The following is a 15,921-nucleotide window of genomic DNA, read 5'->3' as shown; positions in this document are numbered from 1 at the left end:
CGCTCCCCCGCCGATCCGATCCCCCGCGGCGGAGCTGTTCCGTTCCACTTCATTCCCCTTCGTTCCGTTCCGTTCCGTCACTCGACACCGAGGAGTTGGGAGCATGGCAAGCAGCACGGTCAGGCCGGGAGCCGAGATCGACGCCCAGGCCGTCGAAGTCGCGGGCCGACTGCTCGACTCGGCCCGGCAGCTCTCCTACGACCCCTTGACCGAGGTGGACTGGGAGACGCCCCTGGACGAGGACTTCCACGGCGCGAGCCCCGAGTGGAGCACCCTGTACGGGACGTCGTACTGGGCCGAGCTCACCGAGGCGCAGCGCAAGGAGCTGACCCGGCAGGAGGCCGCGTCGGTCGCCAGCACGGGCATCTGGTTCGAGATGATCCTTCAGCAGCTCATCCTGCGGGACGTCTACTCCAAGGACCCCACCGACGAGTCGGTGCAGTGGGCGCTGACCGAGATCGCGGACGAGTGCCGCCACTCGATCATGTTCGCCCGCGGCGCCAAGAAGCTCCGGGCCCCCGCCTACCGGCCGCGCAGGATGGCGTTCGAACTGGGCCGGGCGTTCAAGACGTTGGCGTTCGGCGAGGCCGCGTACGCGGCGATCCTCGTCGCCGAGGAGGTCCTGGACGTCATGCAGCGGGACTGGATGCGCGACGAGCGCGTCGTGCCGTTCGTGCGGACCATCAACAACATCCATGTGGTCGAGGAGTCCCGCCACATGAAGTTCGCCCGCGAGGAGACCCGGCGCCATCTGGCGAAGGCGGGCCGGGTGCGCCGACACATCCACGCGTTCGTCATCGCCGTCGCGGCGTACGTCATCGTCACCAGCATGGTGAACAAGGACGTGTACGCGAACGCAGGACTGGACTCCAAGCGGGCGATCGCCGAGGCCCGCGACAACGAGCAGCACAAGGCGATGCTGCGCTCCAGTTGTGCCGGCCTGATGGAGTTCCTCGCCTCGGCCAAGCTGCTGACCCGGCCCGCCCTGGCGTTCTACAAGCGTGCCCACCTGATCTGACCGACCCCCCGGCAGCGTTGCCGAGCAGAGCGGACACCATGACCTACGCGATCACCCAGACCTGTTGCGCCGACGCCACGTGTGTCGCCGTCTGCCCGGTCAACTGCATCCATCCCACGCCGCAGGAGCGGGAGTTCGGCAGCACCGAGATGCTCCACGTCGACCCGCGGGCCTGTATCGACTGCGGCGCGTGCGCCGACGCCTGCCCGGTGGACGCGATCTTCCCCGTGGACCGGCTGACGGGCCCGCAGAAGGCGTACGCCGAGATCAACGCCTCCTACTACGACGGCACTCCCGCGCCCGCCCCCGCGGCGGACAGCCCCAACTTCCACGCGTGGGAACGGCCTTCGTTCGAGCGGGTCCTGCCGGCCGACTTCCGCCCGCTGCGGGTCGCGGTCGTCGGGACGGGGCCGGCCGGGATGTACACGGCCCAGGATCTGCTGCTGCACACGAACGCGGAGGTCACCCTCGTCGACCGGCTGCCGGTCGCGGGCGGTCTGGTGCGCTACGGCGTCGCCCCCGACCATCCGACGACGAAGAAGGTCGGCGACACCTTCGCCCGCTTCCACGACCACCCCCGGGTGCGGATGCTGCTGGGACTGCGGGTCGGGGAGCAGGTGACGGCGGAGGAACTGTCCGCCCACCACGACGCGGTGGTGTACGCGGTGGGTGCCTCTGCCGACCGGCGGCTCGGCATCCCGGGCGAGGACCGTACCGGCAGCGTCTCCGCGACGGAGTTCGTGGCCTGGTACAACGCCCATCCCGATGTCGCGCCGGACGCGATCGACCTGTCCGCCGAGCGGGTCGTCGTGGTCGGCAACGGCAACGTCGCCCTGGACGTGGCGCGCATCCTGGTGTCCGATCCCGAGCGGCTCGCCGGGACCGACATAGCCGACCACGCGCTGCGGGCCCTGCGCGGGTCCGCCGTCCGCGAGGTCGTGCTCCTGGGCCGCCGGGGCCCCGAGAACGCGGCCTGCACCCGGCCCGAACTCCTCGCGCTCACCCACCTCCCGGGCGTCCGGCTGGTCGTGGACGACCACGACCCGCGCGTGGGCGCGGCGATCGACTCGGCCGCGCCGGGCGAACTCGCCGCCCTGCTGCGGGAGGTGCCCCGCGAGAAGGTCGACTGGTCACGGACTCCCGGCGAGGACAGGCGCGTTGTGCTGCGCTTCCACTCCGAGCCGAGGGAGATCGCGGGCGCCGACGGCGAGGGTTCCGGGGGCAGGGCGACCGCCGTACGCGTCAGTGGCGCCGACGGTGACGTCCTGCTGCCCGCCACCACGGTCCTGCGGGCCATCGGCTACCGGGGAACTCCCGTGCCGGGGCTGCCGTTCGACGAGGCGACCGGGACCGTCCCGCACGAGCGCGGCCGGGTCGCGGGGCTGCCCGGCACATATGTGGTGGGCTGGATCAAGCGCGGTTCGTCGGGCGGCATCGGCGCCAACCGCACCTGTGCCGCCGAGACGGTGGGCACGCTGATCGCCGACGCGATCGAGGGCACGCTGCCCCGTCCGGAGCCCGCGCCGAAGGCGTTCGCGCGACTGGCCCGGCGCCGGGCCCCGCACGTCGTGGACGCGCGCGGCATGGCGGCCATCGACCGGGCGGAGCGCACCCTCGGCGACCGCGACGGCAGGCCGCGCGCCAAACTCGCCACCGTGGGCGAACTCGTCAGTGCCTCCCGACGCCGTGTGACGCGCTGACCTCGGGACGGGGCAGGGCCGTCGGCTCTCCCGCGTCCCCCTCCGGCGGGCGTTAGGCTTCGCCGGGGGTACGGAAAGAACGGGGGCGGATCCATGCAGTCCGACGAGATACCGCGGTGGGCTTCGACGCTCGACGGCGTCGTGGTGTACGCACGCGGCGCGGTGTGCGGCCGGCTGGCGCGGGGCACCGTGCCGCCGGACGGCCGGGTCCGGGTGACGGGGCTGCCCCGCACGCTGGACCCGGGTTCCGTGCGGGCCCGGGTGGTGGACGGCTCGGGGACCCGGGTCACCGAGGTGCGGGTCGCCGTGGACGCCGAACCGGCCGACGCGGAGCCCTCGGACGGCCTGCGCCGGCGCGTGGAGGAGCTCTCCGACCTGTGCGTCGCCACCCGGGAACGACGTGACCGTCTGCACCGGCGCATCGCGACGGTCGGCGGCCTCCAGCCGGTCGCCCCGCCCCGCAGGCGCGACGATCCCCACCGCCGTACGCCCGTCGAGGCGTGGCTGGCCCTCACGGGTTTCGTCGAGGACCGGCTGACGCGTCTGCACGGCGAACTCACCGCGCTGGAGGAGGAGTTGCGCGGCCAGGAGCACGACCTCGAAGTCGCCGAGGACCGCCTGCGCCGCGCCTCGACCGGCACGCCCTCGGGCCGGGTGCGCACGGAGGTCGGCGCCACGGTGACCCTCGACGGGACCGGTGAGGTGGCGCTGGAGATCGAGTACACGGTGCCCGGCGCCGTATGGGTGCCCGCCTACCGGCTCACCTACCGCCAGGGCGACGGAACCGGCGCCCTCGTGCTGCGCGCCTCGGTCGCCCAGCGCACGGGCGAGGACTGGAACGGGGTGCGGATCGCCCTGGCCACCGCCGATCTGCGGCGTCAGACCGCGGCACCCCGGCTGCGCTCCCTGCGGATCGGGCGCAGCCAGCCCGCCCCGGAACCGGCCGGCTGGCGCGAGCCGCCCGCCGGGCTCGACGACCTGTTCACCGCGTACGCCACGGCGGGACCCCGCCCGCGCCCGCAGCCCGTCTCCGGCCGCCCGGTCGCGGGCGGCGCGCCGCGCCCGCCGTCCCGGACGGGCGGTGGCCCGGTGCCCCCGCCCCTGCCGAGCCCGGTCCCCCCGCCGATGCCGGTCGCGGCACCCCCGCCGCTCGCCCCTCCGTCCTACGGCGCTCCCCCCGTGCCCGCCGAGCCGGGCGGCCTCGCGGGGGCGCCCGACTTCGCGCAGCCGGAACGGACGCGTGCCCGCAGGCCGTCGGGCGCCCGCCCGGCGACCCTCGAAGGGGTGCAGGCGTCCGCCTTCGCCCCTCCACCGGCGCCGCCCGCGCCCGTGACCGGGCCGCCGGAGCCCAGCGGCGCCGAACTCGACTACGCGGCCCTCGTCCTGGACGGCCCCGACGCGTCCGCGAGCCGCAGGGGCCGGCTGTTCCCCTCGGCGACGGACGACCCGGTCGCGCGGGAGCACCGCCTGCGCGCCGAGGCGGTGGCCGCGCTGCCGCTGCCCGGCCACGCCGTACGCCCCCGCGAGTCCGCCGGTTCCTTCGACCACCGCTACGACGCCGCCGCCCGCGCGGACGTCCCCTCCGACGGCACCTGGCACACCATCACGGTCACCGAGATCCCGATCGGCCTGCGCACCGAGTACGTGTGCGTGCCGTCCGTGGAACAGCGGGTCTACGGCACTCTGGTGCTCTCCAACGCGACGGGGCAGGCGCTGCTCGCCGGGCCCGTGGAGGTCGGCGTGGACGACGACTTCGTCCTCACCGCCGCGCTGCCCACCCTCGCGCCCGGCGGGGTCCGCCGGATGGGGCTCGGACCGGCGGAGGGCATCCGGGTCACCCGGCACACCAGCCTCAAGGAGTCGACGGCGGGCCTGCGCAACAACGTCACCGTGCTCGACCACGGCGTCCGCGTGGAGCTGGCCAACCGGCTCGCGCGGCCGGTCACCGTCGAGGTGCGGGAGCAGGTGCCGGTCACCTCGGACGCCGAGGTGAAGATCGAGGAGCGCGCCGACTGGACGGTGCCGGCGGAGACCGAGGGGCCCGAACTCCCCGCCCCCGGCACCCGCGTGTGGCGCGTCGACCTGGCCGCAGGGGCCACCGCCGGCCGTCAGGGCGGCTACGAGATCCGCATCCCGGCCGCGAAGGCCCTCGTCGGCGGCAACCGCAGGAGCTGACACACACGTGACCACGGACAACACCCCGCTCCCCCTGCCCGTCACCGCCGTCACCTGTCTGGAGGACCGCGCCCAGGTGGAGCGGTCGACGACGCTCGAACTGCGGCCGGGCATCCAGACGTTGAGGCTCGGCCCGGTCAGCGCCCTCGCCGTCGACCGCACCCTGCACGCCGAGGTCTCCGCCGAGCACCCGGCGACCGTCCTCGACGCCCGGATCGTCCGTACCTGGACGCCGCGCGGACCGGGGCCGGGCGCCGACGACTCGGCCCTGCGGCTGCGGCTGCACGCCGTCGAGGAGGAACAGACCGCGCTGGAGCGCCGGCGCGACCGGCTGCGCACCCGCCTGGGCCTGCTCGACACGCTCACCGCGGACCTGCTGCGCGAGATCGGCGAGGGCACCGGGTACGGCGAGAGCGACACCGCCCGCTGGACCGCCGAACTGGACCGGGTGGACGCGGAACACGACACCCACGACGGAGAACTGCGGTCCGCCGAGGCACGGTTGAAGGTCCTCGCCGAGGAACTCCAGGAAGCCGAGGAGGCGATCGCCCTTGCGGAGGAGCGTCCCGTCGAACTGGTCGGCCATGTCGTCCTGACCGTCGAGGCCACCGAGGCCGGTCCGGCCCGGCTGCGCGTCGGCCACCTCACCGCGTGCGCGCTGTGGCGCCCCGCCTACCGGGCGGTGCTCGACGGCGACTCGCTCACCCTGGAGACCGACGCCGTGGTCTGGCAGCGGACCGGCGAGGACTGGACGGACGTACGGCTGACCCTGTCGACGGCCCGCTCGGCGCTGTCCACCGAGCCGCCCCGGCTCGGGGAGGACAGACTGACGCTCATGGACCGCTCGCCGGAGGAACGCCGCACGGTCGCCGTCGAGTTGCGCGAGGAGGAGATCACGGAGCTGGGCCCGGCCGCCGTGCTCGGCCTGCCCGGCGTGGACGACGGCGGGCACACGAGGGTGCTGCACTCCCCCGCACCCGTCTCCGTCCCGGCGGACGGTCACGCCCACCGGGTGCCGCTCTCGGCGGCGACCACCGCCGTCACCAGTGAGTACACGTGCTCGCCCGAACTGTCCCCGCTGGTCACCCGGACGGTGCGGTGCGCCAATCCAAGCGGCCACGCCCTGCTGGCGGGTCCGGTGGACCTCGTCGGCCCGGGTGGGTCCGGCGGGCGCGGCACCCTGGACTTCACCGCTCCCGGCGCACCGCTCGAACTCGCCTTCGGCAGCCACGACGACTGCCGGGTGCTGCGCGAGGTGGAGGAGCACCGCGAGACCGCGACGCTGACCCAGCGCACCACCCTGACCCGTACCGTGCGGCTTCATCTGTCCCGCTTCTCCGCTCCCGGGCACGAGAACGACCAGGTGATCACCGTGCGGGAGCGGGTCCCGGTGTCCGAGATCTCGGCGGTGGAGGTGAAGCTGCGCAAGGAGGGCTGCTCCCCCGCCCCCGACACGGTCGACACCGAGGGCATCGCCCGCTGGGACATCACCCTGCCGCCGGACGGCCGCCGCACCCTCACCCTCGTCTACGAGCTGTCGGCGAGCGGGAAGGTCACCGGCCTGTGACCGGCAGTCCCGCGGCACGCCGCAGCACGGGGTGAATCGCTTCACCCTCACCTCGTCGTGACAGCACAGCTGCCGCCGGACGGCGACGGCTGTGCCGCTCATCATGGGGCGCAAAAACAGTGCGCACTAGGCTTTTGCAAAGTGGCGCAGATCACACAGCGAGCGCTCCCCGGTTCGACCGGCCGACCGACGGCCACGGATCGGCGACCCCGGCGAGCCCTCCGGGAAGCAGCCCACCAACCCGCTCTGGCCTGCGACTTCACGAAGCCCCGACCCCACCCCGCCGATCGCACGAGCGGCACTCCCCATCGGGGGGGGTGATCACCACCCTCCGACAACACCCGCCCTCGCCATGTGACTTGGGTCACGCATCCGCAGGGCTGGCGCACCCCTTCCGACTCGGCCACCATCTGCCGCAATCCATGGAGCACAGAACGGTGATTCGACACCGAACACATTGAAACGATTCATTACCCGCACAAGGAGTTCACCCATGGCGACCAACCCCCAGGACACCTCCCGCAGATCGGTTCTGGCAGCCGGTGCGGCCGTCGCCGCGGCGGGCGCCGTCGGCTCCGTCGTCCCGGCCGGTTCCGCGGTGGCCGCGCCCCGGGCGGCCGGCGCGAGCACGGCCGACGGCACCTTCGCCGTACCGGAGGCGGCGCAGCGGCCGGCCTTCCGCTACTGGTGGCCGGGGGGCGGTGTCACGCCCCAGCAGATCGCCAAGGAGGTCGGCGCCATGGCGGACGCCGGTTTCGGGAGCTTCGAGATCGCCGACGTCCGCAACAGCGAGACGGCTCCCATGCCCGTGAACGCCTACGCCTGGGGCTCTCCGACGTGGAAGGCGGGGGTGATCGCCGCCCTGCGCACAGCGAAGGCGCGAGGGCTGCGGGCGGACCTCACCCTCGGCCCGTACTGGCCCTCCGTGGTCCCGGGCCTGCGTCCCGACGACGACGCGGCGATGAAGGAACTCACCTACGGCCAGACCGTGGTGGACGGCGGCAGCCGCTTCGACGGGGCCGTGCCCGCACCGCACTCGACGCCGAGCGGGGTCAAGTCGGGTCTGCCCGAGGTGACCGTGACCCCCGTGCTGCAGGCGGTGCACGCCGCCCGGGTGGTGGGCAGCGCCACGGCTTCTCCGGTCGTCCTGGAGGACGGCACGCTGACGGACGTGACCGGCCAGGTGCGGAACGGGCGGCTGGCCTGGACCGCGCCCGCGGGCGGCCGGTGGGTGCTCATCGCGAGCTGGTCCCGCGGCACGGCCATGATCGAGCGGCAGGCCTACTACGAGGGGTACTTCTACTCGTTCACCGACCCCCAGGCGTACGTCGTGGACCATTTCGGCGCCGCGGGCAGCCAGGCGGTCGTGAACTGGTGGAAGCGTGACCTGCTCACCGGGGAGATGCGTTCCCTGCTGCGGTCCGTGGGCGGCGACTTCTTCGAGGATTCCCTGGAGTTCCTCACCGAACTGCACTGGACGCCGAGGATGCCGCAGGAGTTCGCGGCCCGGCGCGGCTACGCGCTCAGATCCCGACTGCCCCTGGTCCACGGCCAGTCTTCGGCGGTGTACGTCCTCCAGGACGCGGCCGTGGGCAAGCGGGTGCGCTGGGACTACTTCCAGACCCTGAGCGACCTGTACCTCGACCACCACGTCGGCGTGCTCGACGACTGGGCCCGCACGCTGGGCATGCGGCTGCGGATCCAGCCCTACGGCGCCCCCGTGGACACGGGGCTGGCCGCCGCCAGGGCCGGTGTGCCCGAGGGCGAGTCGCTCGCCTTCGGATCGGAGCCCGACTCCTTCCGTGTCCTGGCGGCGGGGCGCGACCTGGGACGGCGGGGCAAGGTGCTGTCCAGCGAGATGGGGGCCGTCGTCAACGGCGCCTACCGGCTGAGCCTCGGCGACCTGGTGACCACCGCCAACCCCGGCTACGCGCTCGGCGTCAACCAGGTCCGTATCCACGGCTTCCCCTACGCCACGTCCCCCTCGGGCCAGTGGCCGGGCTTCAACCCGTGGGCCCCCATCGGCGCCCCCATCAACTTCGCCGAGGCCTGGGGACCGCGCCAGCCGCAGTGGCAGCACATCGACGGCACCGCGGGCTATCTGGCCCGCGTGCACAAGCTCCTTCAGTCGGGCACCGGCAAGGTCGATCTCGCCGTGTACCGCGAGGAGTTCGACTCGGCGGGCGAGCAGTTCGACGGGGGCGCCCTGACCGACGCCGGCTACTCCTACCAGCTCGTCGACTGGGGCCTGCTGGGGCTGCCCGCGGCGCGTGTCCGGGGCGGCAGACTCGACGCCGACGGCGCGGCGTACAAGGCGCTGATCGTGCCCGAGCGGGACACGCTGCTGCTGGACAGCGCGCGGCGCGTCCTGGCCTTCGCACGGGCGGGTCTGCTGGTGGTCCTGGTCGGCGAACTCCCCTCCGCCGGGACGAGTTTCACCGACGTGGCCCTCCAGGACAAGGAACTGGCGCAGGTGCTGGGCGAGTTGGCGCGCCACGGCAGGACCGTCCGGGTCTCCTCCCCCGCCGGTGTCCCCGCCGCCCTGAAGCGGTGCTCGGTGACGGGATCCGCCGTGCCCGACGGGTTCGGCGGTCTGCTGCACGTCCGCCGCGCCGACGGCTCGGGCTCCCGGTACTTCCTCCTCAACACCACCGCCGCCGCGGTCAAGGGCACAGTGAGCCTGGAGGGCACGGGCCGGCCGTACCGCGTAGACCCGTGGACCGGGCAGGTCACCGCGCTCGCCGTCTACGACTCCCGCGAGCGCGGGCGGGTCTCGGTGCCCGTCGAGGTGGGCGCCGGGGAGGCGGTCGTCCTCGCCGTGTCGGAACGGCAGGAGTACGGCTGCCGTACGAGCGAGTTGCACGCCGTGTCCGCCGACACGGAGGTGCGGCACACCTCGGGCGGTCTGGTCGCGCGGGCGACGGCGGCGGGCACGTACACGGCGCGGCTGAGCGACGGCCGCTCGGCGTCGGCACGGGTTCCGGCCGTGCCGACGGCGCTCACCCTGTCGTCGTGGCGGCTCGACGTGGAGGACTGGCGTCCCGCGCATCCGGGCGAGACCGGTACGGCGGCCACCGCGACCGTCCGGAGCGAGCACAGCAAGTCCCTTGCGGAGCTGGTCTCCTGGCAGAGGATCGACGGTCTGGAGGACGTCTCGGGCGTCGGTGTCTACACCGCGTCCTTCACCCTGCCGGCCGGCTACTCCTCGGCCGCCGGGGCGGTGCTCGATCTCGGCGCTCTCGGCGCGGGCAGCGTCGAGGTGCGGGTCAACGGCAAGGACCTTCCGCCGGTCAACCAGGTCAGCCCGGTCGTCGACCTCGGCGACCGGCTGCGCGTCGGGTCCAACACGCTCACGGTCACCGTCGCGACGACCCTGCTCAACCGGCTGAAGGCCACCCGCCCCGACGCCTTCGTCCAGCCCAGGCAGGACTACGGTCTGCTCGGCCCGGTCACCGTCACGCCGTACGCGCAGGCGGCGCTGCGCACGACGGGGTGACCGCCGGCACGCCGTACGGCACCGGACTCTGACGGGTCGTCAGAGTCCGGTGCCGTCGGGGGTGATGGTGCGGGCGATGCGGTCGGTGTGCAGCCGGACGGCCTCCACCAGGTCGAGGGTGCCCCCGGAGATCACCCACTGGAGCTGGAGGCCGTCGCTGACGGCGATGCACTCGCGGGCGACGGCCTTGCAGTCGGTGTCGGCGCGCAGACTGCCGTCGTCCACGCCGCGCCGCAGCTGCTCGGCGAGCTCGTCGATCGCGCGCTCGTAGCGTGCGGCGAACAGCGTGTGGGCGGCGCTGTCGGCGTCGGCGGCCTCCGCCGAGATCAGGACGAAGAGTTCGATCAGACCGGGCTCGGTGAGGTGGCGTTCCGTCGCCGCGACCATCGCCCGCAGGGTGCCGAGGCCCGTCATCGGCTCGGGCAGCCGGCTCCACCACTCCTCCTCCGAGACGAAGCGGTGCTCCATCACGGCGAGCAGCAGATGCTTCTTGGAGCGGAAGTGGTGCAGCAGACCGCCCTCCGTGATGCCCACGTCCTGGGCGATCAGGGTGAGCGGGGTGCGGTGGTAGCCCTCCTGTGCGAAGCGCAGCGCCGCCGCTTCCACGATCTTCGCCCGGCGGGCCAGGCCCACCGCGTAACTGCCCCGGGGCCCTCGGTTGTTCCTGGTCATACGGTCACCGTAGTCAATGGCGCGGGAGCCGGTCCGGTCACCCGGCGGTCGGCGCCGCCGTGGCGACGGTGCGCCGGGGCAGCTGCTCGGCCAGGGCGTGGGCGCCCCGGGAGGCGAGAGCGACGGAGGTGAGGGTCGGGTTGCAGGCGGTGGCGGTCGGGATGACGCCGTTGCCCGCGACCCACAGTCCCTCGGTGCCCCACACCCGGCTGTGGGAGTCGCAGACGCTGGTGCCGTCGTCGGCGGGGCCCATGCGGGTGGTGCCCTGGTAGTGCAGCGAACTGCCGGCGGGCAGCAGGAACGGCTCGCCGCCCAGCGGGTCGCCGAGCGCCGCACCGGCTTCGGCGACGGCGTTCCTGGCGGCCTCGATGGTGGCGAGGTCCCGGTCGGTGCAGCGGTAGCGGATGCCGATGCGCGGCATGCCGAACGCGTCGGTCTCCGTGTCGGAGAAGGTGACGCGGTCCTCGGGGTCGAGGTCCTTGGCGCAGAACCAGCCCAGTCCGACGATGCTGCCGGGCCGGACGGTGTCCTCGTCGGCGAGCGCGACGGGCGAGGCGTCGAGCTGCATGACCTGGCCGTGGAAGGGGTGCTCGTCGGTGAACGGGACCCAGCTCACGCCGCTCTGCGGGACGATGCCGCCGTCGTCCTCGCGGGTGCGGCCGGTGACCTCGTCGTGGGCGGCGACGACGTCGTCCGGGAGGCGGACGGCGTGCACGATCTGCGGCTGGTCGTTGAGGTAGCGGCCCAGGGCGGCCGGGCGGATGCCGGAGGCGTGCAGGACCTGGGGGGTGCGGAGCGCGTCGGCCGCGACGACGACCGCCGCGGCGGTGACCGTCGTCTCCCGGCCGCTGTTCAGGTCGCGGACGGCGACGCCGGTGACGGTTCCGGCGTCGTGCAGGACGCGCAGGCACAGGCAGGTGTCGGCCAGTTCGACCCGGGGATCGGCGGCGGCCGGGCCGAGGATCACGTCGGTGCCGCTCCAGGCGTGGGTGCCGTCCGGGCGGGTGGTGACCGCCAGCGGCATGGGCGCGACCCTGCGGGAGACGGGGCGTCCGGCGTCGAAGCGTGCCGCCAGCCGCTGCCGCACGACATCGGCGAAGGGCGCCCGGTCGAAGGCGTGGGAGGTGACGTGGAGGAGTTCCTCGGCGCGGGTCAGATGGCGGTCCATCTCCGCGTCCGGGACACAGGGGATGCGTTCGCTGTCGCCGGGCCGGGGGCAGGCCGCGGTCCAGTGGGCGCCCATGCCGCCGACGTTGGTGGAGATCGCGGCGGCGGGCAGGTCGGGGGTGCCGAGCAGCCGGGTGCCGGGGCGGCCGGGGGCGGCGGGCGCCGGGCCCTCGGAGGCGCGCTGGGCGCGGGCGCGCGGCTCGTCGCCGTCGATGTTCTTGACGTGCCCGCCGGGCGGGTCTCCGAGTTTCGGTCCGGCTTCGAGGAGCAGGATCCGGGCGTCGGGACGCCGCTCGAAGACCTCGCGGACGTAGGTGCTGCCGGTGGGACCGCTGCCGACCACGACGACGTCGTAGGAGGGGGCGAGGGGAAGAGACATGGAGGGCTCCTGGATCTGGGGTCGTGCGTCGGCCGACGGGCGGGGCGGGGGCGGGGGCGGGGTATGACCCGAGGGGCGGGGCGAGGTGCGACCCGAGGGCCGGCGGCCGACGAGCGGGCACGGGTCGGACCGGGGCGGTCAGCCGATGACGAGCGGGCGCAGGGTGTGGTGGGCGATGGACAGGCCCTGCCAGACCTTCTCCGGGGTGCCGCCCCACAGGGGGTCCTCGTGTTCCACGGACAGGGTCCCGGTGAAGCCGGACTCGTAGAGGCGGTCGACGACGCGGGGCCAGTCGACCTGGCCGCGTCCGGGCACGCGGTAGCGCCACCAGCCGGTGGCCCACGGGTCGCCCTTCTTGTCGGTGGTGCCGAAGAAGCCGTACCGGTTGCGGGCGACCGGGTCGATCTCGATGTCCTTGGCCTGGGCGTGGGCGATGCGGTCGGCGTACGGGGCGATGGTGGTGAGGGGGTCGATGCCGAGCCACATCAGATGGGAGGGGTCCCAGTTGAGGTACAGGCCCAGGGAGAACATCCACTCCCACAGCTCGGGCGAGTAGGCGATGTTGCCCGGGTGGCCGTCGGGGTGCCAGCCCTCCATCACGCAGTTCTCGATGACCAGGCGGACGCCGCGCTCGCCCGCGTAGTCGACGAGTTCGGGCAGGACGCGCTCGGCCTCGCGCTGGTTGTCGGGGACGCCGCGGGCGGGGTCGCGGCCGATGAAGGTGCCGACGTAGGGGACGCCGAGGGCCCGCGCCGCGTCGACAGCGTGCTTGAGGTGGGTGCGGACGGCCGCCCGGTGGCCGGGATCGGGGTGAAGGTTGTTCTCGTAGTAGGCGAGGGCCGAGATCTCCAGTCCGGTGCGTTCCAGCACGGAGCGCACCCGGTCCTCCTCGCGGGTGCCGAAGGCGGCGACGTCGATGTGGGCGGCCTCGAAGTCGCGGCTGCCCGTGCCGGGCCAGACGGCGACCTCCAGCCGCTCGTATCCCATGGCGGCGGCCCGGTCGGCGACACGGTCCAGGGACCAGGTGGGCAGGCAGGCGGTGAGCAGGCCGAGGTTCACGAGGGGATCTCCGTCCAGGTGGAGCCGTTGGCGGCGGAGCGGACCACGGCGTCGGTGAGGTGTGCGGCGCGCAGGCCGTCGGTGAAGGTGGGCAGGCCGTCGGGTGCGGCGCCGCGGATCGCGGCGTGGGTGTCGGCGACGAAGTCGGCGAAGCACTCGTGGTAGCCCTGCGGGTGCCCCGCGGGCAGCGCGTCGGGCCGTTCGCCGGGCCGGACGGGGTCGCGCAGCAGGACGCGGTTCTCCTCCCGTCCCCCGATCCACAGGCGCTCGGGGTCCTCCTGGTCGAAGACGTAGGTGGCGTCGGGGCCGTCGAAGGAGAAGGTGAGCCGGTTCTTGCGGCCGGCGCTGGCCTGGCTGACGACGACGGTGCCGAGGGCGCCGGAGTCGGTGCGGAAGCCGACCACCGCACCGTCCTCGGTGGTGCTGGGCCGGCCGGCGCGGACCGGGTGGGCGGTGCCGAGGGTGGCCTGGAGGGCGGTGATGCGCTGCCCGGTGACGAACTCCATGAGGTCGCACCAGTGCACGCCGATGTCGCCGAAGGTGCGGCTCGCGCCCCCTCGGGCGGGGTCGGTGCGCCAGTTGTCGGCGGCGGGATCGGCGAGCCAGTCCTGGAGGTAGGAGCCGTGCAGGAGCCAGGGTGCCCGCGGGCCGGCGGCGATCCGGGCGCGGGCCTGCCGCACGGCGGAGTAGAAGCGGTACACGAACGGCACGGTGGCGACGGCGCCGTTCGCGGCGGCGAGGCGTACGAGGTCGGCGGCCTCGGCCGGGGAGACGGCGAGGGGCTTCTCGCACACCACGTGCTTGCCCGCCTCCAGCACCTGGCGGGCCATGGTGTGGTGCAGGTGGTTGGGGGTGCACAGGTGCACGACGTCGACGTCGGAGGCGAGCACCTCCTCGAAGGTGGCCGGGACGGCGTCCGGGACTCTCGCGGCGAGGGCCTTGGCCCGGTCGGCGGTGGATCCGGCCACCAGCGGCACCCGTCCTCCCGCGGCCAGGGTGGCCCGGGCGTGGACCGATCCCATGAATCCGGTGCCGACGACGGCGGCGCTGACCGGTGCTGTCATAGCGGGCGTCCTCGCTCTGCGCTGCTCTGCGCTGCTGCGGGCCGGGGAGCGTCCGGTGCGACGCTCCGATGAACCCCGCCACTATTGCACGCGACATACAAAAGTAGTCAAGGGTCTCCCGGTCTTCCGGCAGAAGTGCGCGATGATGCATGGCATGACTCGTCGCCCTCCCACCGCCGTCGACCACTTCGACGCCCTGTCCGCAGTCGTGCGGATGGTCCGCTCGGGCCGCGCCCGCACCCGGCCCGAGCTCGGTTCGGTGTCCCTGCTGGGCCGCACCGTGATCTCCCAGCGGGTCGACCAGGCCATCGACCTCGGCCTGCTGGAGGACGCCGAGACCGGCCCGTCCACGGGTGGGCGCGCACCGCGCCAGCTGCGCTTCAACGCCCGGCGGGGCCTCGTGCTCACCGCGGTGCTGGGCGCGGCGGCGCTGGACGTGGCGGTCACCGACCTCGACGCGCGCGTGCTGGACCACCGCCATCTGGAGTGGCCCGTCGCCAACGGCCCGCTGGAGACCCTGGAGACGCTGCGGGCCCAGTTCGACGAGCTGCTGGCGCCCCGCCGGGACACGCCGCTGTGGGCGGTGACGGTGGGGCTGCCGGGACCGGTCGAGTTCGCCACCGGACGCCCCTCGCAGCCGCCGATCATGCCCGGCTGGGACGGCTTCGACCTGCGCGGGCACCTCCAGGAGCACCTGCGCGTGCCGGTCTGGGTCGACAACGACGCCAACCTGCTGGCCCTCGGCGAGGCCCGCGCCGCCGGCCCGGCCGACGAGGACATGGTCTTCGTGAAGGTCGGCACGGGCATCGGGGCCGGGATCATCAGCGAGGGCCGGGTCCACCGCGGCAGCAAGGGGGCGGCCGGCGACATCGGGCACGCGCGCGTGCTGGAGGACAACACGGTGATGTGCCGCTGCGGGCGCACCGGGTGCCTGGAGGCGCTGGCGGGCGGCTGGGCGCTGGCGCGCGACGCGGTGACGGCGGCCCACGAGGGGCGCAGCAGGTACCTGAGCGAGATCCACGCGGAGCGGCGCGGGATCACCCCGGCCGACGTGGGCCGGGGGGCCGCCCTGGGGGACGCGTGGTGCCTGACCGCGGTGGCGCGCGCGGCGGAGCGGATCGGCAGCCTGATGGCCACCCTGGTCAACTTCTACAACCCGGCGAGCCTGGTGTTCGGCGGCGGTGTGCTGACCGTCGGCGACGCCTTCCTGCGGGTCGTCGAGCACACGGTGCGCAGCCGTTCGCTGCCGCTGGCGGCGACGGACCTGGTCATCCGCGGTTCACGGCTGGGTGACCTCGGCGGTGTCATCGGCGGCACCCATCTCGCCGTCGAGGCCCTGCTGTCGGCCGACGGCATGGCGGCCTGGGCTCCGGCGGGAACCCCTGGCGCGGTCGATCCCGGGCGGCTGGTGGCCGGGGTGTGAGACACCGGAGGACGGGAGGCGGGATGCGCATGCGCCACGCACAGGTCGATGCGTCCTGGGACACAGGATGCCCCCAAGCCATTGACTTCCGCTCGCCACAAACATAAGTTCCGTCGACAAGCGGGCCGGGCCAGGACGAGTGCCCCGCCCGCCGTCAACGGCAGCCGCCCCGTCCCCGTCCCCGTACGACCCGACGGCGGT

General features: G+C 73.9%; 10 protein-coding genes. 6 read left to right on the top strand and 4 right to left on the bottom strand.

All coding sequences use genetic code 11. The features are described from left to right. Positions 1–103 precede the first annotated feature (103 nt). The 5 genes from ACIPSE_RS25060 (at position 104) to ACIPSE_RS25040 (ending at position 9,956) form a co-directional block, all read left to right on the top strand. Entirely contained in the window at positions 104–1,018 is a 915-nt protein-coding gene (locus ACIPSE_RS25060; protein WP_401666006.1) for a diiron oxygenase, read from the top strand. 38 nt (positions 1,019–1,056) lie between these two features. Next, on the top strand, positions 1,057–2,718 hold the full coding sequence (locus ACIPSE_RS25055; protein WP_401666003.1) for an FAD-dependent oxidoreductase: 1,662 nt from the start codon (positions 1,057–1,059) through the stop codon (positions 2,716–2,718). 93 nt (positions 2,719–2,811) lie between these two features. Further along, a complete protein-coding gene (locus tag ACIPSE_RS25050; RefSeq protein ID WP_401666000.1) occupies positions 2,812–4,893 on the top strand; it encodes a DUF4139 domain-containing protein in 2,082 nt (693 codons plus the stop codon). 7 nt (positions 4,894–4,900) lie between these two features. Further along, entirely contained in the window at positions 4,901–6,460 is a 1,560-nt protein-coding gene (locus ACIPSE_RS25045) for a mucoidy inhibitor MuiA family protein (protein ID WP_401665997.1), read from the top strand. Positions 6,461–6,953: 493 nt separating this feature from the next. Next, complete coding sequence (locus tag ACIPSE_RS25040) at positions 6,954–9,956, top strand: glycosyl hydrolase (RefSeq protein WP_401665995.1); 3,003 nt, start codon at positions 6,954–6,956, stop codon at positions 9,954–9,956. Between the two features lie 39 nt (positions 9,957–9,995). Here the strand turns inward: ACIPSE_RS25040 and ACIPSE_RS25035 are convergent, their stop codons facing one another. The 4 genes from ACIPSE_RS25035 to ACIPSE_RS25020 form a co-directional block, all read right to left on the bottom strand. Further along, positions 9,996–10,628, bottom strand: coding sequence for a TetR/AcrR family transcriptional regulator (locus tag ACIPSE_RS25035; protein ID WP_401665993.1), 633 nt, complete (start codon positions 10,626–10,628; stop codon positions 9,996–9,998). A gap of 37 nt (positions 10,629–10,665) precedes the next feature. Beyond that, complete coding sequence (locus ACIPSE_RS25030; RefSeq protein ID WP_401665991.1) at positions 10,666–12,174, bottom strand: GMC oxidoreductase; 1,509 nt, start codon at positions 12,172–12,174, stop codon at positions 10,666–10,668. A 138-nt stretch (positions 12,175–12,312) separates the two neighbouring features. Then, positions 12,313–13,233 carry a sugar phosphate isomerase/epimerase family protein gene (locus ACIPSE_RS25025; protein WP_401665988.1) on the bottom strand — a complete coding sequence of 307 codons (921 nt, stop codon included), beginning with the start codon at positions 13,231–13,233 and terminating at the stop codon, positions 12,313–12,315. Continuing rightward, the gene (locus ACIPSE_RS25020) at positions 13,230–14,297 is read right to left on the bottom strand and encodes a Gfo/Idh/MocA family protein (protein ID WP_401665986.1); all 1,068 of its coding nucleotides are present in this window, start codon (positions 14,295–14,297) and stop codon (positions 13,230–13,232) included. Before ACIPSE_RS25020 ends, ACIPSE_RS25025 begins: the two co-directional genes overlap by 4 nt. A 154-nt stretch (positions 14,298–14,451) precedes the next feature. On the opposite strand from ACIPSE_RS25020, the gene ACIPSE_RS25015 reads away from it, so the two are divergent. Continuing rightward, positions 14,452–15,720, top strand: a complete 1,269-nt coding sequence (locus ACIPSE_RS25015) for an ROK family protein (RefSeq protein WP_401665983.1) — start codon at positions 14,452–14,454, stop codon at positions 15,718–15,720. Positions 15,721–15,921: the final 201 nt, after the last annotated feature.

Source organism: Streptomyces sp. NPDC090106 (assembly GCF_044747265.1).
Taxonomy (GTDB): domain Bacteria; phylum Actinomycetota; class Actinomycetes; order Streptomycetales; family Streptomycetaceae; genus Streptomyces.
The sequence above is the reverse complement of the archived record's forward strand: the minus strand, read 5'-3'. Positions and strand labels throughout refer to the sequence as shown.